This window comes from Nocardia sp. PLKS1-43, from assembly GCF_059510335.1.
The window spans coordinates 182,807-208,558 of the sequence record NZ_JCAJZQ010000013.1 but is presented as its reverse complement, the minus strand read 5'-3'; the positions used below and the strand labels follow the sequence as shown (position 1 = coordinate 208,558).

Annotated in this window: 23 protein-coding genes; 8 read left to right on the top strand and 15 right to left on the bottom strand. The window is 67.9% G+C overall.

Translation table 11 applies throughout. From position 1 onward, the window contains the following. Positions 1 to 36: 36 nt before the first annotated feature. Positions 37 to 1,137: an ABC transporter substrate-binding protein gene (locus AC5WS7_RS33455; protein WP_495958616.1), complete on the top strand. Its 1,101-nt coding sequence runs from the start codon at positions 37 to 39 to the stop codon at positions 1,135 to 1,137. 26 nt (positions 1,138 to 1,163) lie between these two features. Here AC5WS7_RS33455 and AC5WS7_RS33450 read toward each other — a convergent pair whose 3' ends face one another. The 8 genes from AC5WS7_RS33450 to AC5WS7_RS33415 all read right to left on the bottom strand — a co-directional run bounded on the left by AC5WS7_RS33450 (position 1,164) and on the right by AC5WS7_RS33415 (position 9,260). Then, entirely contained in the window at positions 1,164 to 2,009 is an 846-nt protein-coding gene (locus AC5WS7_RS33450; protein WP_495958615.1) for a transglutaminase family protein, read from the bottom strand. A gap of 13 nt (positions 2,010 to 2,022) precedes the next feature. Beyond that, positions 2,023 to 2,997: an alpha-E domain-containing protein gene (locus AC5WS7_RS33445; RefSeq protein ID WP_495958614.1), complete on the bottom strand. Its 975-nt coding sequence runs from the start codon at positions 2,995 to 2,997 to the stop codon at positions 2,023 to 2,025. Between the two features lie 8 nt (positions 2,998 to 3,005). After that, complete coding sequence (locus tag AC5WS7_RS33440; protein WP_495958613.1) at positions 3,006 to 4,595, bottom strand: circularly permuted type 2 ATP-grasp protein; 1,590 nt, start codon at positions 4,593 to 4,595, stop codon at positions 3,006 to 3,008. 90 nt (positions 4,596 to 4,685) lie between these two features. Continuing rightward, entirely contained in the window at positions 4,686 to 5,339 is a 654-nt protein-coding gene (locus AC5WS7_RS33435; protein WP_495958612.1) for a GntR family transcriptional regulator, read from the bottom strand. Positions 5,340 to 5,380: 41 nt separating this feature from the next. Continuing rightward, on the bottom strand, positions 5,381 to 6,373 hold the full coding sequence (locus AC5WS7_RS33430) for an isopenicillin N synthase family dioxygenase (RefSeq protein WP_495958611.1): 993 nt from the start codon (positions 6,371 to 6,373) through the stop codon (positions 5,381 to 5,383). A 36-nt stretch (positions 6,374 to 6,409) separates the two neighbouring features. Further along, positions 6,410 to 7,477 (bottom strand): isopenicillin N synthase family dioxygenase, encoded by a 1,068-nt coding sequence (locus AC5WS7_RS33425; RefSeq protein ID WP_495958610.1) that lies wholly within the window; start codon positions 7,475 to 7,477, stop codon positions 6,410 to 6,412. Continuing rightward, entirely contained in the window at positions 7,474 to 8,328 is an 855-nt protein-coding gene (locus AC5WS7_RS33420; RefSeq protein WP_495958609.1) for an ABC transporter permease, read from the bottom strand. Before AC5WS7_RS33420 ends, AC5WS7_RS33425 begins: the two co-directional genes overlap by 4 nt. Then, the gene (locus AC5WS7_RS33415; RefSeq protein WP_495958608.1) at positions 8,325 to 9,260 is read right to left on the bottom strand and encodes an ABC transporter ATP-binding protein; all 936 of its coding nucleotides are present in this window, start codon (positions 9,258 to 9,260) and stop codon (positions 8,325 to 8,327) included. Before AC5WS7_RS33415 ends, AC5WS7_RS33420 begins: the two co-directional genes overlap by 4 nt. A gap of 136 nt (positions 9,261 to 9,396) precedes the next feature. Between AC5WS7_RS33415 and AC5WS7_RS33410 the strand changes: the two genes are divergently transcribed. Together AC5WS7_RS33410 and AC5WS7_RS33405 are read left to right on the top strand one after the other, a co-directional pair. Beyond that, positions 9,397 to 10,569: a nitrate ABC transporter substrate-binding protein gene (locus AC5WS7_RS33410; protein ID WP_495958607.1), complete on the top strand. Its 1,173-nt coding sequence runs from the start codon at positions 9,397 to 9,399 to the stop codon at positions 10,567 to 10,569. Then, on the top strand, positions 10,566 to 11,927 hold the full coding sequence (locus tag AC5WS7_RS33405) for an amidohydrolase family protein (protein ID WP_495958606.1): 1,362 nt from the start codon (positions 10,566 to 10,568) through the stop codon (positions 11,925 to 11,927). Before AC5WS7_RS33410 ends, AC5WS7_RS33405 begins: the two co-directional genes overlap by 4 nt. Before the next feature lie 196 nt (positions 11,928 to 12,123). On the opposite strand, the gene AC5WS7_RS33400 is transcribed toward AC5WS7_RS33405, so the two are convergent. Next, the gene (locus tag AC5WS7_RS33400) at positions 12,124 to 13,263 is read right to left on the bottom strand and encodes a VOC family protein (RefSeq protein ID WP_495958605.1); all 1,140 of its coding nucleotides are present in this window, start codon (positions 13,261 to 13,263) and stop codon (positions 12,124 to 12,126) included. A gap of 133 nt (positions 13,264 to 13,396) precedes the next feature. On the opposite strand from AC5WS7_RS33400, the gene AC5WS7_RS33395 reads away from it, so the two are divergent. Further along, positions 13,397 to 14,026 carry a TetR/AcrR family transcriptional regulator gene (locus AC5WS7_RS33395; protein ID WP_495958604.1) on the top strand — a complete coding sequence of 210 codons (630 nt, stop codon included), beginning with the start codon at positions 13,397 to 13,399 and terminating at the stop codon, positions 14,024 to 14,026. Between the two features lie 169 nt (positions 14,027 to 14,195). Here the strand turns inward: AC5WS7_RS33395 and AC5WS7_RS33390 are convergent, their stop codons facing one another. Continuing rightward, positions 14,196 to 14,852, bottom strand: a complete 657-nt coding sequence (locus AC5WS7_RS33390; RefSeq protein WP_495958603.1) for a GntR family transcriptional regulator — start codon at positions 14,850 to 14,852, stop codon at positions 14,196 to 14,198. A 191-nt stretch (positions 14,853 to 15,043) separates the two neighbouring features. On the opposite strand from AC5WS7_RS33390, the gene AC5WS7_RS33385 reads away from it, so the two are divergent. Beyond that, complete coding sequence (locus AC5WS7_RS33385) at positions 15,044 to 15,874, top strand: HpcH/HpaI aldolase/citrate lyase family protein (RefSeq protein WP_495958602.1); 831 nt, start codon at positions 15,044 to 15,046, stop codon at positions 15,872 to 15,874. Here AC5WS7_RS33385 and AC5WS7_RS33380 read toward each other — a convergent pair. Next, positions 15,859 to 17,277 (bottom strand): wax ester/triacylglycerol synthase family O-acyltransferase, encoded by a 1,419-nt coding sequence (locus tag AC5WS7_RS33380; protein WP_495958601.1) that lies wholly within the window; start codon positions 17,275 to 17,277, stop codon positions 15,859 to 15,861. The genes AC5WS7_RS33385 and AC5WS7_RS33380 overlap by 16 nt on opposite strands. 281 nt (positions 17,278 to 17,558) lie before the next feature. Further along, positions 17,559 to 18,119 carry a TetR/AcrR family transcriptional regulator gene (locus AC5WS7_RS33375; RefSeq protein WP_495958600.1) on the bottom strand — a complete coding sequence of 187 codons (561 nt, stop codon included), beginning with the start codon at positions 18,117 to 18,119 and terminating at the stop codon, positions 17,559 to 17,561. A 38-nt stretch (positions 18,120 to 18,157) separates the two neighbouring features. On the opposite strand from AC5WS7_RS33375, the gene AC5WS7_RS33370 reads away from it, so the two are divergent. Further along, positions 18,158 to 19,195, top strand: coding sequence for an epoxide hydrolase family protein (locus AC5WS7_RS33370; RefSeq protein ID WP_495958599.1), 1,038 nt, complete (start codon positions 18,158 to 18,160; stop codon positions 19,193 to 19,195). A 453-nt stretch (positions 19,196 to 19,648) separates the two neighbouring features. On the opposite strand, the gene AC5WS7_RS33365 is transcribed toward AC5WS7_RS33370, so the two are convergent. Together AC5WS7_RS33365 and AC5WS7_RS33360 are read right to left on the bottom strand one after the other, a co-directional pair. Continuing rightward, positions 19,649 to 20,653, bottom strand: a complete 1,005-nt coding sequence (locus tag AC5WS7_RS33365; protein ID WP_495958598.1) for an ABC transporter substrate-binding protein — start codon at positions 20,651 to 20,653, stop codon at positions 19,649 to 19,651. Between the two features lie 202 nt (positions 20,654 to 20,855). Continuing rightward, positions 20,856 to 21,740 carry an SDR family oxidoreductase gene (locus AC5WS7_RS33360; protein WP_495958597.1) on the bottom strand — a complete coding sequence of 295 codons (885 nt, stop codon included), beginning with the start codon at positions 21,738 to 21,740 and terminating at the stop codon, positions 20,856 to 20,858. A 181-nt stretch (positions 21,741 to 21,921) separates the two neighbouring features. Between AC5WS7_RS33360 and AC5WS7_RS33355 the strand changes: the two genes are divergently transcribed. Both AC5WS7_RS33355 and AC5WS7_RS33350 read left to right on the top strand, forming a co-directional pair. Further along, positions 21,922 to 23,208 (top strand): amidohydrolase family protein, encoded by a 1,287-nt coding sequence (locus AC5WS7_RS33355; RefSeq protein ID WP_495958596.1) that lies wholly within the window; start codon positions 21,922 to 21,924, stop codon positions 23,206 to 23,208. Between the two features lie 175 nt (positions 23,209 to 23,383). Beyond that, on the top strand, positions 23,384 to 24,649 hold the full coding sequence (locus AC5WS7_RS33350; protein ID WP_495958595.1) for a TetR/AcrR family transcriptional regulator: 1,266 nt from the start codon (positions 23,384 to 23,386) through the stop codon (positions 24,647 to 24,649). Here AC5WS7_RS33350 and AC5WS7_RS33345 read toward each other — a convergent pair. After that, a complete protein-coding gene (locus tag AC5WS7_RS33345; RefSeq protein WP_495958594.1) occupies positions 24,601 to 25,722 on the bottom strand; it encodes a PucR family transcriptional regulator in 1,122 nt (373 codons plus the stop codon). The two genes, AC5WS7_RS33350 and AC5WS7_RS33345, sit on opposite strands and share 49 nt — an antisense overlap. Positions 25,723 to 25,752 lie beyond the last annotated feature (30 nt).

Below are 25,752 nucleotides of genomic sequence, written 5' to 3'. Positions count from 1 at the left end.
AAAGTATTCGAAATCGAAGCACCTTACATTTCCGACATGACACGCTCGAACGGCCTCTCCTCGGCCCAGAAGTTTCCATCCCTGGACCGCCGGTCCTTTCTTCGCTTCTCCGCGTTCGCCGGTGTCGCACTGGGCGGCACCGGCGTATCAGCGGCCTGCGGTAAGAGCTCGTCGGGCGGGAACAACGGCACCACCGCCGACGGATCGAAATACGGAACCGTCGCGATTCAGTTGTCCTGGCTGAAGAACATCGAATTCGCCGGTGAGTACTTCGCCGACAGCAAGGGCTACTATCGCGACGCCGGATTCGGGCACGTGGATCTGATCTCCGGCGGCGCTGCCAGCACCTCGGTGGAGGCGGGCCTGGACACCGGCAAGATCTGGCTGGGTACCTCGGCGCCGCAGACGACCGCGCCGGCGGTCCTGGACGGGCTGAAGGCCAAGATCGTCGGCACGACGTATCAGAAGAATCCGTTCTGCATCGTGAGTTCGGCGGCGAAACCGATCACCTCGCCGACGGAGATGAAAGGCCGGAAGATCGGTGTGCAGGACACCAATCAGCTGATCTTCCAGGCACTGCTCGCCGCGAACGGCATGACCTCCGGCGATGTTCGGATCGTGCCTGCCCAATTCGACCCGACCCCGCTGGCCAACGGTGAGGTGGACGGCTGGGTCAGCTACGTGACCAACGAGCCGATCACCCTGGCGGCCAAAGGTTTTCCGACCGCGCACTTCCTGTTCGCCGATTACGGCCTGCCGCTGACCGCCGAAACGCTGACCGTACGCCAGCAGACCATCGACTCCGAGCGCGACAAGCTGAAGGCATTTCTCACCGCGGAGATCAAGGGGTGGAAAGCCGCGGTCGCGGACCCGGCACAGAGCGCACAGCTCGCGGTCGACATCTACGGCAAGGACCAGCGCCTCGACCTCGCTGAGCAGACCGACGAGGCCAAGGCGCAGAACGATCTGGTCGTCTCCGGCGACACCGACGCCAACGGCCTGCTCTCCATGACCGACCACCTGATCGCGCAGAACATCGAGGCCCTGTCCAAAGCCAAGATCGACATCAAGGCCGAGCAGCTGTTCGACCTGTCCGTCCTGCGCGAGCTCTACGCCGAACACCCTGAGCTGAAGTAGAACTCGTTCGATTCCGCGCGGCCGTTTCAGGCCAGCCGGGTGATCTCCACGATCACATCCAGATCGGTGGAGCGACCGCCGTGGAATATCCCCTTCAGGGGCGGGACGTCGGCGTAATCGCGGCCGACGCCGACGGAGATGTGTTGTTCATCGATGCCGGTGGCATTGGTGGGGTCGTAGCCCCACCACGTTCCGGTGAACGCCTCGATCCAGGCATGACTCTGGCCTGCGACGGTCTCACCGATACCGGCGTCGGGGTCGGGGTGCAGGTAGCCGGAGACGTAGCGGCAGGGAATTCCCATGGCGCGCAACAACAACAGCGTCAGGTGGGCATAGTCCTGACAGACGCCTTTGCGATCGCTCCACGCCTGCACCGCGGAGGTGTGCACCGAGGTGGTGCCGGGGACGTAGGTCATCTGCGAGTACACCCAGTCGGCGGCGCGCAGGACCGCCTCGTGCGGATCCACCTCGCGCGCGAGTTCCTCCGCGGCACCGGCCAGTTCGCTGTCGGCGGGGACATACCCGGTGGGAACGAGGAATTCGGCGTAGAGATCGAGGTTGTCGTCGGAATGTAGCTCCTGCCAGGACCAGTGCGGGCCCGCGGGAGCGGCGCCGGACTCGGTCTCCACCACCGAGAGTCCGGTCACCGCCAGGGCCGAATGCGGGACGTGCAGATCGAAAGCGGTGACCGCGCTACCCCAGTAGTCCGTGTAACGGTACGGACGGGTCGCGGGGGTGGTCTCGATGCGGTTCAGGATCACGTTCTGCCGGCCGTCGGTCAGCGGCGTGAGCCTGGCTTCGTTGAAGGAGCGGGTGACCGCGTCGTCGTACGCGAAACCCGTGGTGTGCACCACCCTCATACGCCGGCCCATGGCTGTTCCTCTCTCACAGTTCCCCGTCCACCACGGCGGTGGCGCCGAGACGGTGGCGCGCGTCGGTCCAGGCGACCCACGGCGCGGCATGGAAGTACTGCAGGGCGATGGCCTCGTTGACCTCCCGGCAGGTCTGCTGCAGATCGGCCAGCCGGGTCTGCAGGGTTTCCAGAAGTAGTCCGGGAGCGAGGAATTCGAGTTCACTGCGGGCCCGGCCGAGCAGGCGCTGTGCCTCGTTGTGCGGCCCGACCCGGCTGCCGGGGACATGGTCGAGTTCGTGCAGGCAGATCTCGGCCAGTTGCACCGAGTGGAAGACCGAACGGGGGAAGAGCCGGTCCAGCAGGATGAACTCGGCCACCAGACGTGCGTCGAGCACACCGCGATGAGTGCGCAGATACGCGTCGTGTGCCCCGGCCGAACGCAGCACACTGACCCACGCGGGGGAATTCGCGGGCTCGCCGCCGCGCGAAAGCAGCAGGCGCACAGTCATATCCACGCGCTCGAGCAGACGCCCGAGCAGCAGGAAGCGGTACCCGTCGTCGCGGCTGAGGGTGGAGTCGGCCTGACCGGCGAACATCGCAGCGCGGTCCTCGACGTAGCGGAAGAATTCGTAGGGTCCCAGATCTCGTGCGGCGCGCATCGCGCCGGCGAGCCCGTTGTAGGCGGTGTTCAGGCATTCCCACAGTTCGGCCGAGGTCGCCTCCCGCGCACCCCGGGCATTCTCCCGGGCCGCCGAGATCGACGCGACGATCGAGGCCGGCTGGCCATGGTCGAAGGCCACCAGTTCGGTCAGCGACCAGACGTCGAGTTGCCCGTCGGGCAGGTCGATTCCCAGTACCCGCAACAGTTTTCGGGCCGCCCGGTCCGGATCGACGGTGACGTCCTCGAGGAGTTGGTGCACCGTGACATCGAGGATCCGGGCGGTGTCGTCGGCTCGTTCCACGTAGCGGCCGATCCAGAACAGTGATTCCGCGTTCCGCGCCAGCATCACGCCTCCTACTGCTGTTGTTGCTGTTGCGACTGGGTGACCGCCAGGGCGGGGCTCTGCTCGGCGTGATCGGTCACGTCGGGTTCACTCACGAGTTCGAGGGCGGCCTCCTCCCGCTCCCCGATGGTGCGCGCGGACAGCACCCAGGTGTCCTTGCTGCCGCCGCCCTGACTGGAATTGACCACGAGCGAGCCCTCCGGCAACGCGACCCGCGTGAGGCCACCGGGCAGCACCCACACGTCGTTGCCCTCGTTGACCACGAACGGCCGCAGGTCCACGTGCCGGGGCGAGAGCGAGTCGCCGATCTTGGTCGGCACCGTCGAGAGCTGAACCACGGGCTGGGCGATCCAATTGCGCGGCTCGGCGCGGATCTTGGCGCGCACGGTCTCGAGTTCCCGCGGGGAGGCATCGGGCCCGAAGACGATGCCGTATCCGCCGGAGCCCTCGACCGGCTTGATCACCAATTCCTCGATCCGGTCGAGCACTTCGGCACGTTCGTCGTCGAGCCAGCAGCGGAAGGTGTCGACGTTGGGGATCAGCGGGCGTTCGCCGAGGTAGTAGTCGATCATGGCCGGCACATATGTGTAGACCAGTTTGTCGTCGGCGACACCATTGCCGACCGCGCTCGATATCACCACGTTGCCCGCCCGCGCCGCGTTCAGGATTCCGGCCACGCCCAGCACCGAATCCGGGTTGAAATGCATGGGATCGAGAAAATCGTCATCGATACGCCGATAGACCACATCGACCTGACGTTCACCGTGCGTGGTACGCATATAGACCGCATTGTCGCGGCAGAACAGATCCCGGCCCTCGACCAGCTCCACGCCCATCTGGCGGGCCAGCAGTGAATGTTCGAAATACGCGGAATTGAACACTCCGGGCGTGAGAACCACGACGGTCGGATCGGCGGCATTGGTGGCCGCCGAGGCGCGCAGCGCCCGGAGCAGATGGCTCGGATAATCCCCCACCGGACGCACCCGATGAGAGGCGAACAAGTCCGGGAAAACTCTGGCCATCGTGCGTCGGTTCTCCATCACATAGGACACCCCGGACGGTGAGCGCAGATTATCCTCGAGTACCCGGAACACTCCGTGTTCGTCACGCACCACATCGATTCCGGCGACATGGATACGCACGCCGTTGGGCGGTGCGATACCCATCGCCTCGCGATGGAAATTCGGGCAGGTGGTGATCAGCCGCCGCGGTATCACGCGATCCCCCAGGATATTCTGCTCACCGTAGATATCGGCCAGGAACATCTCCAGCGCCTTCACCCGCTGTTCGAAACCCTTTTCCAGCAGCGACCACTCCGACGCCGCGATCACGCGTGGCACCAGATCCAGCGGAAAAGGCCGTTCCTGTCCGGAAAGGGAGAAGGTGATGCCCTGATCTATGAATGCCCGGCTCAGGGCATCCGAACGGGACACCAGCTCGCCGACGCCCATCCGCATCAATCCTTTGTGCACACCGCGGTAGGGCTGACGAATCCGCCCCACCCGGTCGAACATCTCATCGTGGGCATCCGAGTGCTGCTCGACGTGGTAGCCGTCGAAAATCCCCGGTGGATACTGCATGGGCTTGGCGACCGCTGTCATTGTCCGATGGTCCCGCATCGCACGGCCCCGGTGTCGTCACACAGGTAAAATTTTCGAACCAACCATGTTTCGCCGCAAAGGTTTTCGGCGCTATCCCCGCGCCAGCCGACGCATTCGCACGCCCAGCGCCGCGACGTGCGCGGCCGCGGCCCGCTCGGCGCAGGCGGCGTCTCCGATCTCGATGGCGTGCACGATCGCGACGTGCTCGGCGACCGCGAATCGACGTCCGGCCTCGTCCGACCACAGCCCGGTGTTGTACAGGTGCGCCTTCGCGTCGAGCCGGTGCAGCGCATCGCTCAGCGCGCGGTTGCCCGCGAGATCACGGACGGCGGTGTGGAATTCGAGGTCGTGGCGCGCCTCGGCGAGCGCGTCGGCCGGTTCGGCCAGCCGTGCTTGCTGGCCCTCGACCAGCGCGGCCAGCCGTCGCACGTCGGACGCCGACGCCCGCAGCGTCGCCTCCCGCGCCGCGTACCCGTCGAGCAGTTCTCGCACGGCGAGCACGTCGGCGATTTCGCGCTCGTCGACATGCGCGACGCGCGCCCCCGCGTGCGGGGTGTGCACCGCCAGCCCGTCGGCCACGAGCCGCTGCACCGAATCGCGCACCGGGCTGCGGCTCACATCGAGCGCGGCGGCGAGGGCGGGGACGCTCAGCGGTGCGCCCGGCGGCAGTTCGCCGGTGAAGATGCGGTCCAGCAGCTGCTTGTAGACCGCCTCCCCGAGCAGGGAGTCCGAACCGTCGCCCATCAGCGACGTCCTCCTCCCCCGCCCGGCTTCGACCGGCGCGCTCACGCTGTGCGGCCCGCGTAGTTCGCGGCAACCCGCTGTCGAAGGTACTCGGCCGCGGTGATCGGCGGGTAGCTGCCGCGCGGCGGTGCGATCACCACATCGCGGTTGGCCTGGGCGAAGAAGGGAATCGAGTAGCGCGGCCCGGCGTACTCGCCCGCGCCGGGCACCCGGACCCGGTGGAACGTCGACAGCAGCGCGTCGTCGCTCCATCGCATGAGCATGTCGCCGATGTTGCAGGTGATCACGTCATCGGACGGTAGGACCGGAGTCCACTCCTGGGCGGCCGCCTCGCGGCCGGGACAGACCTGCAGGCCGCCCTGCCCGTCACGCTGGAAGAGCAGTGTGAGGCAGTCGAAGTCGGTGTGCGCGCCCGCCCGCCAGGTGCCGGGGCGACCGCGCAGCTCGTCGGGCAGCGCGTAGTAGTGGATCAGCCGCAGCGTCGACTGGTACTGCGCGGAGCCGGGATCGTGTGCGCGAGTGAAGAACTCGCGATCGAACCCGAGCCGGTCGGCGAAGCAGGACAGCACCCACATCGCGAGTTCCCAGCAGTGCCGCTCGAACTCCAGCATGAAGTCCCGGAACCCCGGCAACTCCTGCTCGACGGGCCACAGCCCGGCCATGTGCGGGCGGGTGATCTGGTACGACTCCTTCTGGTCCGGAGTGCCCACCGACGGGCGGATCTGGCTCGAGTACTCCCAGCCCGCGTTGTTCGGTTTGTCCAGCGGCAGTGCGGATTTGGCGGGCCCGGGCAGTGCGAAGAACTGTGCGGCACGCGCGAACGCCGCGTCCACCAGAGGCTGCGGGATCGAGTGATTCACCAGCTGGAAGAAGCCGATCTCGGTGGCAGCCTGCCACAGCTGATCGGTGATCTCGGCGCGCCGTGCCTCGCGGTCGGTCAGATCGATCCGCGGGACGCTGCGCGCCGTCTCCACTCCAGCGCCGCCCATCCGGCTCTCCCGGACCAGTTCCTGCATGCGGTACTGCTCGGTCATCGTGTGTCTTCTCCTGTCGGGAAGGGCTTGTCGAAGTCAGCTGCGGGCGCCGCGCACCCGGGCGGCTTCGCGGTCGGCCCCCGCGGGCGCGGCGCCGAGCTTCATCCCGGCCAACTTGGCCTGCAGGTGCGCGGCGATGGTGATCGGCGGGTAGGCCTCCGCCCCAGGCTCCACGGTGCCGGGCAGCGGCTCGATCACCGCATCGTGGTTGCCGTCGAAGAAGAAGGCCGCGGACCGGCGTCGCTCGATCCGGCCGTCGACCACCGGCGGGTCCACCCGGTGCAGGGTGGATCGCCACCGGTCGTTGGTCCAGCGCGCGAAGGCATCGCCGAGGTTCACCAGGAAGGCTCCCGGAGCCGGGATGACCGGGTGCCACACCGCATCGGGTCCGAGCACCTCCAGCCCGGGGACGCGGTCCGCCCACAGCACGGTGAGGATCCCGAAATCGGTGTGTGCGCCCATTCCGGTGAGTGGCCCGTCCAGCTCGATCGCGCCCGGCGCCAACGCGTAGTTGTTCATCTTGAGGGTATCGATGGAGTGGTCGACGAGGTCGTCGAAATGCTGCGGGCCCAGCCCCAATGCATCCGCGCAGGCCCGCAGCAGCGCCCGGGACAGGAATGTCACCTCGCGCAGGTAGGCCACCACCGAGGTACGGAAGCCCGGCACTTCGGGCCAGCGGTTCGCCGGGTAGTCGGCCTCGGGCAGGTCCAGCCCGGGATATGCGGCGGCCTCGGTCCCTACGGTGAACGACTCGTAGTAATCGTGCATCCGATTCGCCGGGGCCACACCGAGACTCATACTCAGCGACTCCGATTTCGGTGGCGTGTAACCGCGATTCTCACCGGGGCGATGGAGTTGTCGCTTGCTCGGCGCGGGTGCCTCGAAGAAGCCATCGATCGCTTGGGCCAGCCCGTCGATCGCGGATGCGGACACGCCGTGTCCCACGACCTGCAGGAAGCCGACCGTGCGGCAGGCGTCATCGATACTCGCCGCGACCGCTTCGCAGGCCGCGTCCGTGGCGGCGCACGCAGCCGGGTCGAGGTAGGGCGTGATGTCGACGGTCGGGACGACGAAATCCATTTCGGGAGTGGCGATTTCGCTCATCGCGCACTCCCCGAGCCGTGCCAGCGCCCGACGGCGAGCCGGGACACCACGGAGCAGACGACGAAGACGGCCACGCCGAACGCCGCGGCCAGCACGATCGCCGCGATCAGGTCGGTGGAACGCAGCTGGGCGCGATAGTCGTCCATGAGAGTGCCTATGCCCGGCTCACCTTGCGCGAAGAACATGTCGCCGATGATGGCGCCGATGATCACCTGGCCGGATGCGATCCGCAGTCCGGTCAGGATCGCGGGCGAGGCCGCGGGCAGCTCCAGCCGGGCGAGGCGTTGCAGGCGCGATGCCCGGCCCAGCGTGAACAGCTCGTGCAATCCCGGGTCGACCGAACGAAACCCGAAGTGGGTGTTGGTGATGATCGGGAACAGTGCGATCATCACGCACACGGCCACCCGCGAGGTGGTGCTGTAGCCGAACCACAGCCCGAGCAGCGGGGTGATCGCGAGGATCGGAACGACCTGCAGCACAACGGCATACGGGAAGATCACGCGTTCGAGCCACCAGGCCTGACTCATCAGCGCGCCGACGGCGATGCCGATCACGGCCGCGGCCACGAACCCCATCCCGGCCACCTCGGCGGTCATACCCAGCGCAACGAGCATGGGACGCAGGTGCACGGAGTCGAGCAGGGACTGCGCGAGCACCGCGTGCGGGGGCGGCAGCAGGAACCGGCGTTGCGGACTGAGCACCAGATAGGACACTGCGTACCAGAGCCCGACACCCGCGGCCAGCGCGGCGACGGCCACCGATCCGCGCCCGAACCGGGCCGCGAGCCGCCGCGAGGCGACCGGGTTCGCCTGTGCGACCGGCGCGATCGGCAGATTCAGCACGGTACTCATGCCACACCTCGCAGCAGCGCCGAGATCCGCGCGACGGTGTCGGTGTACTCGGGCGCGAACCGCAGCTCCGCGCCCCAGGATCCGCCGTCGCCGCGCGCACCTCTCGGCCGCGGCAGATCGACCTCGAATTCGGCCGCGATCCGGCCGGGCCGGGCCGACATCACGACCACCCGGTCGGCGAGCAACACCGCCTCGGACACCGAGTGGGTCACGAACACCGCGGTGAAACCGCCGCGCTCACACAGGCCCAGCAGTTGGAGCTGCATCTCCTGCCGGGTGAGCTCGTCGAGCGCGCCGAAGGGCTCGTCGAGAAGCATCAGCTCGGGCTCGAGCGCGAGCGCACGAGCCAGCGACACCCGCATCCGCATGCCGCCGGACAGCGCCTTGGGCAGTTGGTCGGCGAAGTCGTGTAACCCGACCGCGGCCAGTGCGGCATCGACCCGCGCGCGGCGCTCGCCGGCGGGCATGCCGGCGAGTTCGGCCAGCAGAGATGCGTTGCGGCGCACCGAGGCCCACGGCAGGAGCGTCGCTTCCTGGAAGATGAAGCCGACCGACGAGGTGTCCACGGCGACCGTGCCGGCGGACGGCCGCTCCAATCCGGCGGCCAGGCGCAGCAGGGTGGATTTGCCGCAGCCCGAAGGCCCGACGATCGCGACGAACTCGCCGCGTCGCACCGACAGCGAGACCGAGGACAGCGCGGTGGTTCCGGTCGGGTAGGTCATCGACACCTCGTGGAACGACACCTGGTCGTCCGCTCTCAGGTGCCGCGCGTCGACATCGTTTCGCGTGTCGACCAGCGGGGCGAAGGACGGCAAGGGAACCTCCGATATGGGAACGATCTGCGGGCAGATTCGGCCGGCGTTGTGCATCAAGCTTCTAAATTGCATGTAATTAATGCGTGAACGCCGCCGTGAACATCTTGTTACATGCATCGTCCGGGCTTGTGGACCATCGTCCGGTACGCGACCGTGTAAACGCCCCCGACGCCGCTCGCCTCTTCGAGCCGCCACACCCGCGACCGCCTCCGGTCCCCTCGTACCCCCTCCCGAACACGTTGCAGGAGAACAGATGTCCCCATTCCACAACCGCATCGCGCGACGCGCGGCCGGTCTCACCGCCGTGCTGACCGTGGGTCTGGGCACCCTCACCGCATGCGGCTCGTCGACCACCCCCGCCCCGTCGATCTCGCTCGCCCCGGCGCCCGCCGCGCAACGCCTCGCCGGCGTCTGCCCGGACACGCTCACCGTGCAGTTGCAATGGCAACCGCAGGCCGACATGGGCGGGATGTTCCAATTGCTCGGACCGGACTACACCGTGGACACCGCCACCAAGTCGGTCACCGGAACCCTGGTGGCGCAGGGCAAGAACACCGGGATCAAGCTGCGGCTGAAGTCCGGCGGCTCCGCCATCGGGTTCCAGTCGGTCGCATCCCAGATGTACGTCGACTCGTCGATCGACCTCGGGCTGGTGCACGGCGACCAGATCGTCTCGGCCAGTGCGGATCAGCGCGTCGTCGGGGTCACACCGCTGCTGACGCACAACCCGGCGATCCTGATGTGGGACCCGGCCAAGCACCCCGGGCTCACCCTGCGCGGGCTCGCCGCGACACACGCCACCGTCGTGGTGTCCAAGGAGCAGGCGTTCCCGACCTGGCTGCTCGCCGAGGGTTACGTCACGAAATCGCAGCTCGACAAGAGCTACGACGGCAGCCCCGCACGGTTCGTGGGCGACTCGTCGATCGTGCAGCAGGGATACGCGGACGCCGAGCCGTGGGAGTACGAGCACAACACCCCGGCCTGGAACAAGCCCGTCGCCCACGGTCTGCTCTCGGAGCTGGGCTTCGACCCGTACGCGTCCAACCTGTCCGTCCGGGCCGACCGGCTCGCCCGGCTGACGCCGTGTCTGCAGAAGCTGGTGCCGATCGTCCAGCAGGCCGACGCCGACTTCGTCACCGCGCCCACGGCCACCGACAAGCTGATCGCCGACGTGGTCGCGAAGGACCCGACCTACTCGACGTACTCGCTCGCCGAGGCCGAGTACGCGTCGGGAATCCTGAAGTCCGAGAACATCATCGCGAACGAGAACGGTTCGGTCGGCAGCTACGACCCCGCGCGCGTACAGGCGTTCGTGAGCGACCTGGCACCGTTGCTCGCCGCGCAGGGCGCCAAAGTGGACCCGAAGGTGGACCCCGCCGCACTGTTCGACCCGCGGTTCGCCGACCGCTCGATCGGCATCCGGTGAGGTCCGTCGTGCTGCGGCCGGACGCCGCGCCGACAAAGGTCCACACCATCTCCGACGTGACGGTGTGGACCGGGGCCGCCTGGCGCCCGCACACCGACGTGCTGATCACCGACGGGGTCGTCACCGCGGTCCGCCAGCACGTCCCGGGCGCCGCCGGGCCGGGCGTGCTCGATGGCGTCGGCGGCCACCTCATACCCGGGTTCGTCAATACCCATACGCATGTGCAGCAGTCGCTGTGCCGCGGTGTTGGCGAGGGCCGACCGCTGCTGGAGTGGTTGCTCGCGGTGGGTGAGGCGATGACCGCTGTGACCCCCGAGCGGGCATACCTCGCCGCCGTGGCCGCCGCACTCGAGGGCCTGCTGTCCGGTACCACGACCCTCGTGGAGCACATGTGGCCGCATCCCGACCCCGAGGTACACGACGCGGTACTCGCCGCGCTCTCGGACGTCGGGGTGCGGGCCGTTCTCGGCCGAGGTGTCGCCGACCGCGAAGACCCCACTCGCCGTTGGGGTTTCGACCCGAGGCTGATCCAGCCGCTGGACACCGCGCTCGCCGACACCGACCGGCTCGCCGCAGCGGCCGGCGACCGCATCGCCCTGGGACTGGCCATCCCGAACGCCCGCTCGATGACGATCGGGGGTATGCGCACCGCAGCCGCATTCGCCCGGGACCGCGACCTCACCGTGATGATCCACCTGTCCGAGACGGGCACCGACGACGCGATGTGCCGTGCGAATGCCGGTCTGTCCGCGATCGACTATCTCGACGAAGGCGGGCTGATCGGCGAGCGCCTGCTCGCCGTGCACGGTGTCGAACTCGACGCGAACGCACGCCGGGCGCTGTCCGCTGGGGGCGCTGCCGTGTCGTGGAACCCGGTGTCCAACATGCGACTCGGATCCGGGGTCGCCCCCATCAGCGAACTGCTCGCGGACGGGGTCGCCGTCGGACTGGGCGTGGATGGCGCCGGTTCCAACGACCGTCAGGACATGCTGGAAACGCTGCGCGCGGGCGCATATGTCCAGCGCGCCTGCGCGCGCCGCGCCGACCTGTTCGACATCGGGTCGATGCTCGCGATCGCCTGCGATGGCGCGGCGCGGGCACTCGGGCTGCCCGTCGTGCCCGCGCCGGGCGGGGTGAGCGTCGGACGCCTCGCCGATCTGACGCTGCTGCGTTTCGATCGGGACTTCGCCTGTCTGCCGGTGAGTGACCCCGGTGCGACACTGCTGACCTGCGGTACACCACGCATCGTGGACACGGTGCTGGTGGACGGCAACGTGGTGGTTACCGACGGCCGTAGCGCGCGGATCGACGTCGAGGCCTTGACGGCGGCGCTCGTCGCGCTCGGCCCGCCCGGGTGACCGTGCGCACCGGTGCGGCCGTGCCGGCCTGCGGAGCCGCCGGTCGAACGATCTCGATGGGTTTCGACCGCGACGAGGGCGATCCCGCCCGTTCCGGTGAGCAGCCGTACACCCGCGTCGATCCGACGGAAACGGCGCGGCGCTGTGTGAAAGGCGAGGAGCTGCAGCCGGTTCCGGGTGGAGAGCACGAAAAGGCTTACGACCTGGTGACTTTCAGCATGCCCATGAGGCGTTGGGTGTCGAATTCGTTGTCGGCGGAACGCAATGCGGTGAGGATCGAGCGGATTTCTCGCAGCAACTCCTTGCCGGGGGCGGTTCCCAGGAAGTCGGCGGTCGCCGGCGGGCCCCACTGGGACAGGCCGGACGCGCGCATCGGCGCCCATCCGGGTTCGACCGAGCAGTCGAAACGGTCGCCGTCGGTGAAGTGTTCGACCAGCAGGCCGTCCGGGTCCCGCCAGTAGTCGAAGATCTGGCTGCCCTGGATGTGCCGCCCGATCCCCCAGGACCGACAACGCCCCTGCTCCCGCAGGTACTCGCCGCCGGCCGCGAGCACATCGAGGTCGCGGACCTGATACGCCGAGTGGACGTAGCGGTTCGAGGGGCCGAGCATCATCGCGAGCGTGTGATGGTCGGCGGGGGTGCCGCCGCGGTCGCAGCGGAGGAAACTCATCACCGGTCCGCGGTCCCGCTGCCCCGGGTAGAACAGGAAGTCGCTGACGATCAGGCCCAGGTGTTCGAGGTACCAGTCGAGCGCTTCGCGGTAGCGATCAGACTGCAGCACAACGTGTCCGAGGCGCTCGATCCGCGCGGGCTCGCGGGGCGCTCGCTGACCGCGATTGACGCGGCGTAGTTGATCGCCCACGTTGTAGTCGGTCCAGGTCGGTTGCGACGGCAGCGCGGGATGCTCGACGACGCCGGTCACCACCCGCACCCGCGCCCCGCTGGGATCGCGCGTGGTCACCGCGACGCCACCGAGAGTTTCCGGCAGTGGCTCGACCCGGACGCCGGCGGCGTCGGCGAATCGCTGGACATCATCGGCCGAGGCCGCCCGGAACGCCGGGCCGAGGAAGGCCGAGCGATTCGATCTGCGCACGATCACGCAGGGCGGGCCTGGCCGCGTACCACGCAGATGCAGTTCATCCGGTGTCTGCAGGACGGGCGTGAAGCCGAAGTCGGCGGCGAACGCGGCGGTCTGCGAAAGATCGGGCTTCTCGAACTCCAGCCACGCCAGATCTTCCACCTTCACAACCGGATTCGGATGTCGTCCCGGATGCTCGCCGCGGGCCGCCCCGACTTCGGAATGCAGCCCCTCGTGTACGTCTCCCGACCTGCTCATCGCCATCCTCCTCAGGCTTGATTGACGATATCGTCACACATGGCGGCGACGTCAGTCAATGAAATTTCTGACGAAATCGTCAGTGGTACCGTGTTCTATTCACGATGGGTGTGCGCGGAAGGTGGTGGTTGACGTGGTTCACCCCGACGGGCCCAGTCGCACCGAGCGACGAAAGGCCAACACACGGGCGGCGTTGATCCGTGCCGGGCAGAAGCTCCTCGCCGAGGGCCGGACGAACGCGTCGGTTCTCGAGATCACCTCGGTCGCGGACGTGGGCAACGGCTCCTTCTACAACCACTTCACCAGCAAGCACGAATTGTTCGAGGCCGCCGTGGATGCGGTCCTGGAGGCCCACGGCACGCTCATGGACGAGCTGACCGCCCGGATCGACGATCCCGCCGAGGCGTTCACACAGAGCTACCGGATGACGGGACGGCTGTACCGCCGCGACCGCGAGTTCACCCTCGTCCTATTGCAGCGCGGCACCCGGGTGCTCGACTCGGATCACGGCCTGGTGCCGCGGGCCACCAGGGACCTGCGGGCAGCGATCGACGCGGGCCGGTTCCAGGTCCAGGACGTCGAGGCCGCGATCACCGTGGCTGTCGGCGCGTCCCTGGCTCTCGCGCAACTGCTGATCTCACAGCCCGAGCGCGATATCAGCGAGACCACCGACGCGGTGACCCGACAGGTGTTGCGCGGCTTGGGATTGCCGGAGCGCGACATCGAGCGACTGTGTTCGCTCCCACTCCCCGATGTCGAGTAACCGCGGCGCGCAGCCGGTCTCGATCCGCGCAGCCCGGACGCGGGCATCGGCTTAGTGACCACACGCCGAAAACAACTGCCGCACAATTCGTTCCAGCAGCGATAGCACATCCTCGCCGAATCGGGACGGTACGCGCCCCGGGACGTTGTCCGACGACGACGCGCCCCGCTCAGCCGACCGGGGCGGTGGAACTGTCCTCGTCGATGTCGAAGAGCTCACCGATCAGGCCGCCGAGGAAACGGCGGTGCTGGGAGGAGATCTCGGCCGCGGCCTCGCTGTCGCCCGCGGCACACAGCCTGATCAGGTTGTCGTGATGCTCGAGGGCGTCCTGCCAGCCGCGCAGGCTGGAGAACTTGCGGTAGTAGATGCGGTGGATCTGCGGATGAACCTGCTGGATCAGCCGTTTGAGCAGCGGGTTGCCCGCGGCGTCGACGATCACGCCGTGCAGGATGTCGTCGGCGGCGAGGGCGGCGCCGATGTTGTCGGCCTTGATCGCTTGCGCCAGATCGTCATTGGCGGTGCGCATGAGGGCGATCATGTCGGCGGTGAGGTTCGGGACTCCGGTTCGCACGGCCAACTGGTCCAGAACCTCGAGGACCGCCAGCGTCGCCTCGACATCCGCCCGGTGCAGCGGAGTGATCCGGGTGAAGGCGGCGGGTTTGGCCTCGACGAGCCCGGTATCGATCAGCCGGGCCAGGGCCTCGCGAACCGGGGTTCGGCTCAGGCCCAGTTGATCGGCCAGGTCGCTGTCGCGAACCTTCGAACCGGGGGCGAGCTGACCGGTGACGATCGCATCACAGATCCGATCGAACGCCACATCGCTCATGCGTCGTCGCTCCACCCGGTCACCCAACATATTGGATACTGTACGTCCGGCAAACCCCCGAAATACACATGGCGTCGAGTGACGCTGTCCACATCCAATATATTGGATGTGGTGTACTGTTCGACGCGGTTGGCGTACCGAATCTAATCCGCACAGCGGGACAGCTGAGCGCCGAGAGGAAAGAAAACCGAATGACCCGTACGTCCGCGCCGCAGACCGTTGCAGTCCCGGCGATCCACGCTCGCTCCTGGCTTCTGGTCCCGGGTTCGCGCCCGGACCGGTTCGACGACGCCACGAATTCGGCAGCCGACGCCGTCATCTTCGATCTGGAGGACGGTGTCATCCCGTCCGCGAAATCCGTTGCCCGCGAACATGTCACCGAGTTCCTCACCGCCGGCGGCATCGGCTGGGTGCGGATCAACAACATCACCACCGCCGATTGGAGCACCGATCTGGCCGCCCTGCGCGACGTTCCCGGCCTGTGCGGCGTCATGCTCGCCAAGACCGAATCCGCCGAGCAGGTCGATCGCACGGCGGCCGAACTTCCCGGCGTCCCGGTTCTGGCCCTGGTCGAATCGGCGCGCGGCATCGAATTCGCCTTCGACATCGCCTCGGCCGATGCCACGATCCGATTGGCCTTCGGCACAGGCGATTTCCGTCGCGACACCAACGTCGGCCCGGAGGCGCTGGCCTATGCGCGCAGCCGGCTCGTGGTCGCCAGCCGGGCCGCGGAGATCGCGGGACCGATCGATGGTCCGTGCGTCACGGGCCCGGCCGACCTGCCCGCGGAACTGGCGGTGACCAAGTCGATGGGGATGAGCGGCAAGCTCTGCATGCATGCCCGCGACACCGCGGTGGTGAACCGGGCGCTGAGCCCGCAGCCCGACGAGGTCGCCTGGGCGGCGGAGACGATCGACCGGCTCGGGCCGGCGGGCGAGAACGTCGCCGACGGCAGCGATCTGCCCGAACTCGCTCGCGCCCATCGCATCAACCACATGGCCGACGTCTACACCGGGGCCTGATCAGCGCGGCTCGAGCGTGCCGGGGCGGAGCCGCGGCGAGGCGCCCCGCCCCGGCCGCGGTGCCCGCGGGCGTGGGCCAGCAGCACCGCGATCTCGGTCGCGATACCGGTGGCCAATGCCTCGATGTCCGGGGTGCTGTCGTAGTCGCCGGTGATACCGAAGGTCAAGCGGCCGTCGTAGCTCAGGATGGCGATCGTGGTCCGCAGCCGCATGGCGATCGGCACACACGGCCAGATCTCGATCACCTTGCGTCCCTGCAACGTCAGGGGATGCCGGGGGCCGGGGACGTTGGTCGCCAACGCGCCGATGCCGCGCTGCGGGAACCGCGTCGCCAGCCGGAACGTCCAGGCCACCACCCCGAAGGGGATCCGGTCGGCGAGCGCCAGCAACGACTTCTCGGCTTCGGCCTCGCCGCGGGCACGATGCCGTCCGATCCTGTCGTGCACCGAGAACAACCGCTCGACGGGGTCGTCCATCTCGACCGGCAGGTGCGGGATCATGGCCGAAATACGGTTGTCCAGAGTGTATTTCGCGTCCGCGCTCCGGGTCGCCACCGGGACCAGGACGCGTAGTCCGTGCACCGCCGGATGCTCGCCGCGAGTGAGCAGCAATCGCCGGTAGGCGGCGGCGATGGCCGCCACGGCCACATCGTTGACACTGACGTCGAAGGCGGCGCCGATCTCGCGCACCTCCGACAAACTCGTGCGCGCCAGGGTGTAGCGGCGTTGCTGTCCGATCGGCCCGTTCAGCGAGGTTCGCACGGCGGGCCGCACCACCGCGTACAGCACCGGCGCCAGGGTGCGCACGGTCGCGGCAGCCCATCCGGGTACCGCGAAGGACACTCGCGCGGCCGTCGCTAGGGCACCGAAAACATCTGGGCGCGAATGGTTTCCCGTCACCGCGCGAACACCCGGGGCGGCGCCGTCGTGGCCGTCGGGGCTGTCACAGAAGCTCTCGAACAGCGTGATGCCCGAAACCCCGTCCACCATACTGTGATGTGCTTTGATGAGCACCGCCCAGCGATCGTCGCACAAGCGTTCCACGACGACGATCTCCCACAGCGGATGATCCCGGTCGAGTCGCCGGGTCAACTCGGCGGCGACCAACTCGCGCAACGACGCCTCGTCCGCGGGGGCCGGTAGCGCGACCCATCGAATGTGGTGTGCCAGATCGAAATTCGGGTCGTCCTCCCACACGGCAGAGGTGATGTCGAGCGGCGCCCGACGCATGCGGCGGCGCAGCCGCGGATCACGTGGCAGTCCCGCCGCCACGCCCGCCAGGAACTCCGCCCGCCCCGGACAGGGCCCCTCGACTATCGCCACCGCGGCGATCGCCAGACTGATCCGCCGATCGGCATCCTCCAGCTCCATGAATCCCATATCCAATGGGCTCGGTTCGGTCATAGAAACGCCTGTCGGACAGCCGCCGCGACCGGCCTGCCGCGACTACCGGAACTGCCGCTCCATCCAAATCCTCGGACCCTGCCGGTTCCGGACGGAAGATGCCGAAGTAACCGCCGAAAAGGACGTTCGACACCGGGCCGGGCCGAGGTCACCGGCGAGGCCGGATCGAGGTGCGGGACCTGGTGGCTTTCCTCGCCGCACCGCGCGGCGTCGCCATCACCGGTGACGCGATCGCGCCGGGCGGCGGCGTGCCGGGTGCGGTCTACTACCGAGCGGATTGTTCAGCCGTCGACGAGGCGCTGGATGGTGACCCCGAGCCATGCCTCGAGCTCGGCCGGATCGCCGAGTTCGGCGCGCAGGACGCGGCGGCGGGTCGAGACGCCCAGGACGAAGGCATCGATCGCCGCGGCTCGGTTTCGAGCGTCGGCTTCGTCCGAACCGGACGCCCGCAGATAGCGATACAGCGGGTCGAGCGAGTTGGCGTCGAGGAAGGCGGCCAGCGCCTCGGCCGCTTGCGGGCGTTCGCCGGACGCGCGCTGCAGCACGAGCAGCGGATCCTGCCCGGGAGTGCCGAACCAGCGCTGCACGATGCTGGCCGCCAGCCGTGCGCCGAACGTGCGGCGATCGCCGTCGAAGGAGTGCTCGACCGGGATCTCCACCCGGGTCGCCGCCAGGAACAGCCCCTCCTTGCCGCCGAAATAGCGGGTGATCAGATTCGGCGAGACACTCGCCGCATCGGCCACGCCCTTGACAGTGACCGCCGCGTACCCGTACCGGGCGAAGTGGTGGCGCGCGTGTTCCAGGATCCGTTGCCTGGTGGCGGCCGCGTTGCGGGAAGTCATGTGTACGAGCATACACATCTATGTGTACGCTGATACACATGGACGAGGAAATGCGGGAAAGACTGCGGCGGACGCGACGGGTGGTGACACCGTGGCGCGCGGACGAGGCGCGCGGCATCACCAGCACTCGCCTCGACGATCTGCTGGACCGCTGGGCGAATGGATACGACTGGCGCGTGCACGAACACCGGATCAGCGAATTCCCCTGGGCGACAGTGCAAGCTGGCGACACCGAACTGCGGTCGATCCACCGGAGGTCCGCGGCGCCCGACGCCCCGGTCGTCGTGCTCTTGCACGGCTGGCCGGATTCGGTGCTGCGCTACGAGCGGGCGCTCCCCCTGCTCACGGATATGCACGTGGTGATCCCCGCACTGCCGGGATTCCCTTTCGCCGCGCCGCTGACCGAACCCGGCATGTCGGCCGGCCGGATCGCCGGAATCATCGCCGAGGGCATGGACGTGCTCGGTTATTCGCGGTACACGGTGTCCGGCGGCGATATCGGCGGCGCGGTCGCCGAACTGCTCGCGGCGACGCACCCCGATCGGGTGAATTCCCTGCACCTGACGAATATCGCTCCGCAGCGCGCGATCACGGCGGACCGGACGAAGCTCGCCCCCGATGCGGTGGCCTACCTGGACCGGGCGGCACAGTGGTTCCGCACCGAGGGCGGATATATCGCGGAGCAGTCGACGCGGCCGAACACGCTCGCCGTCGCCCTCGGCGACTCCCCCGCCGGACTCGCGGCCTGGATCGCGGAGAAACTCCAATCCTGGTCCGACGGAACGGCTTTCACCCTGGACGAGCTGCTGACCTGGGTCAGCGCATACTGGGTGACCGGCACGATCGGCACCTCCTTCACCACCTACACCGAACCCTGCCCCCTTCCCGACTACATCGACACTCCGACGGTGCTGTCGGTATTCGCGCACGACATCAAACCGGAGCCGCGAAGCTACGCCGAGGCCTTCGTGAACCTCCGCGATTACGTATCGCACAGCGCCGGAGGGCATTTCGCCGCCTGGGAACAACCCGAGGCATACGTCGCCGACCTGCGCCGCGCGGTCGCGCTGGGCTGAAATGCCGCGAGTCAGCCCGCTCATCTCGCAGCAGGTCTCGATTGCGACAGGTCGTTCTGCACCAACAGCACCAACGACACTCACAAGATCAAGTACGACGTGGTCTGCAACTATCCGGCGCCGGCAGCAGACGACCTGGTGGACAACACCGATTTTGATCAGCCCACACGAGAGGACGGCCCTGTCGGCTACTGCCGCAGCGGCCGCAGCCGCGCGGACCACGACAAGTGAGCGCCGGGCCACGCGGTCGATGCGCACCCCCAGTCGGCGGAGTCCGACAACCTACGCCCACTGCGGCCGTGGACCGGCTCGGCGGGCTGAGCCCACCGGAGTGACCGGGCCGAACCACTTACCGCGCAACGGAATTGCGGTGACGAGAAGTCTGCCGTGCCGATCGATCACGATGATCGGTCGGCCTCGGGTCCGCGGGCGTGCGCACCGACCCGGAAAACCTCACGAATGCTGGGCCAGCGTGTTGAACTTGTTGGTGTAGAACTTGCTGACGTCGAGTTGGCCGTGGACGGCGCCGGTGTCGCGGAGCCAGCTCTCCCAGCGGGTGAAGTCCTGGTCGGAGATGACACCGTATTTCGCGGGGACGCCGACCGAGAGCCAGTACTTCAGGGTCGAGGTGTTCTCGCCCGCGCGGTGCCGGCCCTCGATGATCTGGGTCATCCTCGCGACCACCTGTTCGCGCGGGGTGTCGCGCTCCCATTCGATCGCCTTGGCCACGCCCGTGGTGAAGGTGCGCACCGCGTCGGCGTTCTTCGCGATCACGTCGTTGCGGAAGACGTACGGCCCGCCGTTGATCGGGCCACCGTATTCGTCGAGTTCGGTGAAGACCGGCCGCAGGCCGCCCACGGCGAGCGCGCGCTGCTGGAACTGCCCGCTCAGCGACGCGGCGTCGACCTGGCCCTTGCGGACCGCATCCTCGATATTCGGTGGCGGCAACGCGATCAACTGAACGGACTTGATCTGATCCTGGCTCAGCCCGGCCTTGGCGAGCGCGTCGTGGATGTCGGCCTCGTTCTGACCCCCCAGCGTGTTCACGCCGATCTTCTTCCCGACCAGGTCGGCGGCGGTGTGGATCGGGCTGTTGTCGGGCACGTAGTAGCCCTGGAACGACTTCTCGTCCGACCCGTAGTAGTTGATCACCGCGGTGATCGGCGCACCGGCGCTGATCAGCTTGGCGACGGCGCCGGCGAACGCACCGCCGAAATCGACCTGCCCGGTGGCCGCGGTCTGGATTTCCTGCGGCCCGCTGATCGTATTGCCCGACCACTGGAGTTTGACCTTGCCGTCGAAGAAACCCAGGCTCTCGGCCAGTTCGGGCAGGGTCACCTGATCGGTCCAGCCCAGGTATCGCAATGTGGTGACACCGTTTTCCGAATGCACCGAATCTCCCTTCCCGCAGGCGGTCAGCGGCAGCCCCAGGGCGGCGACCGCGGCCAGTACGGCCACGGCCCGGAGACGGGAGTTCCGAAAACGGTTCGGCTTCACAACAGTTCCTCTCGATACGCCGTGCCGACGACGAGTGCGGTTCGTCGGCACGCCGGCTCATGGTAGGGCGATCGACCGGCCCCGCCCGCCCGTTGTATTCAGCCTGATCCGAACCCCGCTCCGAGCCGGATCCCAGACCCGCCAACTGGAATCAAATATTTGGTTACAGCCTGCCCGATCCGGGCCGCAGGCTTCCGAAGCGCGGAATCCCCAGTAGCAACCGCGTCATCTGGTGCATCACCCCGCCCGGGGCGAGCGCGTTGGCCAGCAACAGCATTCGGGCATCCGGACCCGCCGGGCGGCGGACGTACGCGCGGGTGTCCGCCAGCGCGGCGGCCAGGCCGCCGACGAAACGTTCCGGCGGCCGGGCGGCGCGCGCCATGAGCAGGCGGCCGCGGCGATCGATCGTGCGATGCAGGCGGGCGTAGGGTCCGTCGAGGTCGCGAGTGTCGGTGGTGCCCGCGTCGGTGATGATGTCGGTCGCATACGTGCCCGTGATGAGGACCGTGACGCCGATGCCGAACGGCGACACCTCACCCGCCATCGCCTCACCCCACCGCTCGAGCGCACCTTTGACCGCGGAATACGTTGCGGTAGTAGGCATTCCGCGCACGCCGGCCACGCTGGAGACGAGCACGATGCGCCCGCGCCCGGCCGCGCGCATGGCAGGCAGCAGCGCCGTGGTGAGCGCCACCGGGCCGAACAGGTTGGTCGCGAACATCTTCTCCCACAACGCGATCGGCGTCTCCTCGACCATTCCGGCCGCCGAGATGCCGGCATTGTGCACCAGTGCGTCCGGGGCCCCCACCGCGAGGATCTCCTTCCCGGCCCGCTCGATCGAGGCCGGTCGGGTCAGATCCAGGGCGACCCCGATCAGCCGGGCGTCCCCCGGCGCCGCGCCGGTCCGCTCCCGCAGGCTATGCAACCCCGCGTCGACCGAGCGCATGGCCGCGATCACTCGCCAGCCCCGGTGGTACAGGTGGACAGCCGACGCGAGCCCGAGCCCCCGCGAGGCTCCGGTGACGACGACGGTGCGCGACTCGGCCATGTGCTCACTCCTAGCCCGGATCTGCTGATGTCCGGATTCTATTCACTTCCGGCACAGCACAATAGCCTGTTGACCAAATATCTGTTCCGGACTACAGTCCAGATCAGCGGCGGTCCGCGAACGGGTCGTGTTCGGATTTCGCGCCACGGGACCACCCGCAGAGCCCGAACAGGAGTGCAGCATGGACATGAACGACCTCGTGCTCGTCTCGGTCGATGATCACCTCGTCGAACCACCCGATATGTTCGACGGCCATATCCCGGCCAGATACGCCGCCGACGTGCCCAAACTCGTCCAGCGCGCGGACGGCACCGACGCCTGGGTGTTCGAGGGCCAGGAGGCGACCAACGTCGGCCTGAACGCGGTGGCGGGCCGACCGCCGGACGAATACGGCGCCGAGCCGACCAAACTCGCCGAGATCCGCGAGGGCTGCTACGACATTCACGAGCGCATTCGCGATATGAACGCCAACGGGGTCGCCGCCGCGCTGAATTTCCCGTCCTATCCGCAATTCTGCGGCCAGTACTTCGCGCGGGCCAAGGACAAGGACCTCGGGCTGGCCGTCCTGCGCGCCTACAACGACTGGCATATCGACGAGTGGTGCGGCGCGTATCCGGGCCGGATGATCCCGCAGGCACTGCCGCCGATCTGGGATCCGGAACTGATGGCCGCCGAGGTCCGGCGCGTGGCCGCGAAGGGCTGCCACGCGGTCACGTTCTCGGAGAATCCGACCAAGCTGAATTACCCGTCCCTGCACGATCCGCACTGGGATCCGTTCTGGAAAGCGTGCAGCGATACGAACACGGTGGTGAACCTCCATATCGGATCGTCGTCGAGCGTGGTCATCACCTCGATCGACGCACCCGTGGACGTCATGGTCACTCTGCAGCCGATGAGTATCGTGCAGGCCGCGGCCGATCTGATCTGGTCGCCGATGCTGCGGAAATTCCCGGATCTCACCTTCGCGCTGTCCGAGGGCGGTATCGGCTGGGTGCCGTATTTCCTCGAGCGCATCGACCGGGTGTACAAGATGCATCGCGCCTGGACCCACCAGAATTTCGGTGACGAACTTCCCAGCGAGGTGTTCCTGGATCGCATCGCGCTGTGTTTCATCGATGACGGATTCGGAATCCAGGCCCGCGACAGACTCAATCTCGACATGCTCAACTGGGAATGCGATTATCCGCACTCCGATTCCACCTGGCCGGTTGCCCCGGAGACCCTGGCGATCCACCTCGACGGTGTCCCGGACGACGAGATCGACAAGATCACCCACCGGAATGCGTTGCGGCTCTACTCCTTCGACATGTTCGGGCAGCTGCCCAAGGCCGAGCTGACCGTCGGTGCGCTGCGGGCGCAGGCGACGGACGTGGATCTGGGCTACCGCTCCTCCGAGCGGCTCAAGAAGACCGGCACCGATACGGTGACCGTCATGGATCTGGCCCGGCAGCTGCCGACCTCGTCCTGAACGGATACGGCCGCACGGCCGGAATTGTCGCCCCGGCACGAAACCCGTACCGCCGCCGAAATCCCCGGCCGGTACGGGACCACGCCTGATGATACCGTGGATCAAAGAGTTGGTATTATCGACCGCCGGGCTCGCCCCCGTCCGATGACCAGGGCCGAGATGCTGTGGAGGTGTTGTGGCGCGTGGTCAGGTGAGCCGTGTCGAGGACGACAGCGCCCGCCGCACCGAAATCCTCCAGACCGCCGCGTCGCTCATCGCGTCCTCGGGTTTGCGCACGTCGTTGCAGGAGATCGCCGACGCCTGCGGCATCCTGCCCGGCAGCCTCTACCACCACTTCGAATCCAAGGAAGCGATTCTCGTCGGGCTGCTGCAGCGTTATCACGCCGCGTTGGACCAGGTCGCCCAGCGCACCCTGGACACCTTGGACCGCCCCGACTCGCGCACGCCGTTCGATCGCATCGCCGACCTCGGCGCGCAGATCGCCGCCTGCGCGGTGGATCACCGTGCGGCCCTGCAGATGTCGTTCTACGAGGGCCCCAGTTCGAACCCCACCCTGATCGAGCTGACCAGGCAGCGCCCGACCGCGATCCTGGAGGCCATGTTCCAGACCCTGCGCGCCGCGCGGTGGGCCGGGTATCTGCGGCCCGACATCGATCTGCACCTGCTGGCCGACCGGATCACCCAGACCATGCTGCACGTCGGACTGGACATCATCCGGCACAACGCACCGGCGGATCAGGTGGCGCGGCTGTTCTGCCGGATTCTGCTGGAAGGGATCGCCGCCGCGAGCCACACCGACGCCGAACTCGATGCCTCCCCCGCATTCCTGGCCGCCGACGCGGTCGTGCGGACCTGGCCCGGCGATCAGGCGGACGACTCCAAGGCCGCGCACATCCGCGCGGTCGCGCGGGCCGAATTCGGCCGTCGCGGCTACGAGAGTACGACCATCCGCGATATCGCCGCCGCGGCCGGGCTGGGCACCGGATCGGTGTACCGGGTGATCGGTTCGAAGGAGGAACTGCTCGCCTCGATCATGCGATCGTTCGGTGAGAAGGTCGCGGTCGGCTGGACCGACGTGCTGCGTTCGGACTCCTCGGCCATCGAGAAGCTGGACGCGCTGAGCTGGATCAACACCAATATGCTCGACCGATTCGGCGACGAGTTCCGCATTCAGCTCGCCTGGATGCGGCAGTCACCGCCGGACACGCCGAACCCGGGCTGGCTCTTCGGCAAGCGCGTGCGGCAGATGAAAGCCTTGCTGGCCAAGGGGATTCGCTCGGGGGAGATCGCGATCCAGAGCCCCTCGGACGAGATGCTGGCGCGCTGCATGATCGGCGTGGCCTGGATTCCGGAGAACATCCTGGGCGAGATCGGCACCCGCGCCTCGCTGATTCACCTGCGCGACACCACGCTTCGCGGTGTCGTCGCGCGCCCGGAGTGATCACCGGCCGATTCCGAGAGCTTCGGTGCGGCAATCGGATTCGACAACGCTGTGCGCGCGACGAGTGCGGATCGCAAGTGCCACTGCCCATCCGGGCTGAACGGGTCCACGCCGGTGAGCCGGCCGATGCGCTTGAGGCGATAGTCGAGGGTGTTGGTGTGGATGGTCAGCATCTGGGAGATGCGGCGGCGAGAGAGATCGCCGCGCAGGTGCAGGCGTAGCGTCTCCTCGAGATGCGGGTGGCCCTCCAGCGGATCCAGCAGTGCGGCAAGGCGTTCGCGGCTGCTGCCGGGCCGGGTGAGCTGATATTCCAGGGCCAGGTCCGCGAAGGTGTGCCAGCGGCCGCTGCGCCCGAAGGCCAGTGCGAGTTCGAGCAGTTCGTGCGCCTGCCGCGCCGCGCCGGGGATATCGGCCCGCGCGGCCCACACCCCGGCGGCGGTGACCGGAACCTGTGCCGCCACGGACAATTCGGAGACCAGCGATGCCGGCGGCTCCTCGGCGTCGACGGCCGGAACGAGGACCGTGCCACCGGCCGCGGACAGCCTGGGCAGCACCCGGTCACCGTAGCGCTCGGTCAGCTCGACCCGGATCCGCCGCAGCACCGGCTCGGCGGCCGGCGCCGCACCGGGCGGCACCGACAGGGCCACCACCCAATAGGATGTGGCGACGGCGATCCCGCTCTCCTGGGACAGCCGCAGCGGACTCTCACCGGACAGCAACGCCCCCGCGAGCGATTGAATCTCCCCGAGCCGGCCGTCGCACCAGATCCGGTGATGGATATCCGCGACCAGCGCGATGGCGGAGATGACGATCTCCACCACGGATTCGACGTCGCCGGTGAGTGCGGCCGACCGCACGACCGTGCGGACGGCCTCGGTCAGGCAGTCCTGCAGCTCGGCGTTGAACGCGCGCAAGGTGACCCCGGTGGCCGCCCAGCCGGTGGCAGCGGCCTCGAGCCGCCGGATCGCGCCGGATATGCCGTGACCGCCGCGCATACAGTCGATCAGTTCGCGGAAGGCGCCCGATACCGCTCGCTCGGCCGCGCTACCGGCGGATACAGCTTTGGTCGACATTGACATCGCTTGCTGTAGAAAGGCTTTCGC

Coding starts and splice junctions, on each gene's coding strand:
- AC5WS7_RS33455 (WP_495958616.1), top strand. CDS start 37: ATGACACGCTCGAACGGCCTCTCCTCGGCCCAGAAGTTTCCATCCCTG.
- AC5WS7_RS33450 (WP_495958615.1), bottom strand. CDS start 2,009: ATGGGCCGGCGTATGAGGGTGGTGCACACCACGGGTTTCGCGTACGAC.
- AC5WS7_RS33445 (WP_495958614.1), bottom strand. CDS start 2,997: ATGCTGGCGCGGAACGCGGAATCACTGTTCTGGATCGGCCGCTACGTG.
- AC5WS7_RS33440 (WP_495958613.1), bottom strand. CDS start 4,595: ATGACAGCGGTCGCCAAGCCCATGCAGTATCCACCGGGGATTTTCGAC.
- AC5WS7_RS33435 (WP_495958612.1), bottom strand. CDS start 5,339: ATGGGCGACGGTTCGGACTCCCTGCTCGGGGAGGCGGTCTACAAGCAG.
- AC5WS7_RS33430 (WP_495958611.1), bottom strand. CDS start 6,373: ATGACCGAGCAGTACCGCATGCAGGAACTGGTCCGGGAGAGCCGGATG.
- AC5WS7_RS33425 (WP_495958610.1), bottom strand. CDS start 7,477: ATGAGCGAAATCGCCACTCCCGAAATGGATTTCGTCGTCCCGACCGTC.
- AC5WS7_RS33420 (WP_495958609.1), bottom strand. CDS start 8,328: ATGAGTACCGTGCTGAATCTGCCGATCGCGCCGGTCGCACAGGCGAAC.
- AC5WS7_RS33415 (WP_495958608.1), bottom strand. CDS start 9,260: ATGCATGTAACAAGATGTTCACGGCGGCGTTCACGCATTAATTACATG.
- AC5WS7_RS33410 (WP_495958607.1), top strand. CDS start 9,397: ATGTCCCCATTCCACAACCGCATCGCGCGACGCGCGGCCGGTCTCACC.
- AC5WS7_RS33400 (WP_495958605.1), bottom strand. CDS start 13,263: ATGAGCAGGTCGGGAGACGTACACGAGGGGCTGCATTCCGAAGTCGGG.
- AC5WS7_RS33390 (WP_495958603.1), bottom strand. CDS start 14,852: ATGAGCGATGTGGCGTTCGATCGGATCTGTGATGCGATCGTCACCGGT.
- AC5WS7_RS33385 (WP_495958602.1), top strand. CDS start 15,044: ATGACCCGTACGTCCGCGCCGCAGACCGTTGCAGTCCCGGCGATCCAC.
- AC5WS7_RS33380 (WP_495958601.1), bottom strand. CDS start 17,277: ATGACCGAACCGAGCCCATTGGATATGGGATTCATGGAGCTGGAGGAT.
- AC5WS7_RS33375 (WP_495958600.1), bottom strand. CDS start 18,119: ATGACTTCCCGCAACGCGGCCGCCACCAGGCAACGGATCCTGGAACAC.
- AC5WS7_RS33370 (WP_495958599.1), top strand. CDS start 18,158: ATGGACGAGGAAATGCGGGAAAGACTGCGGCGGACGCGACGGGTGGTG.
- AC5WS7_RS33360 (WP_495958597.1), bottom strand. CDS start 21,740: ATGGCCGAGTCGCGCACCGTCGTCGTCACCGGAGCCTCGCGGGGGCTC.
- AC5WS7_RS33355 (WP_495958596.1), top strand. CDS start 21,922: ATGGACATGAACGACCTCGTGCTCGTCTCGGTCGATGATCACCTCGTC.
- AC5WS7_RS33345 (WP_495958594.1), bottom strand. CDS start 25,722: ATGTCGACCAAAGCTGTATCCGCCGGTAGCGCGGCCGAGCGAGCGGTA.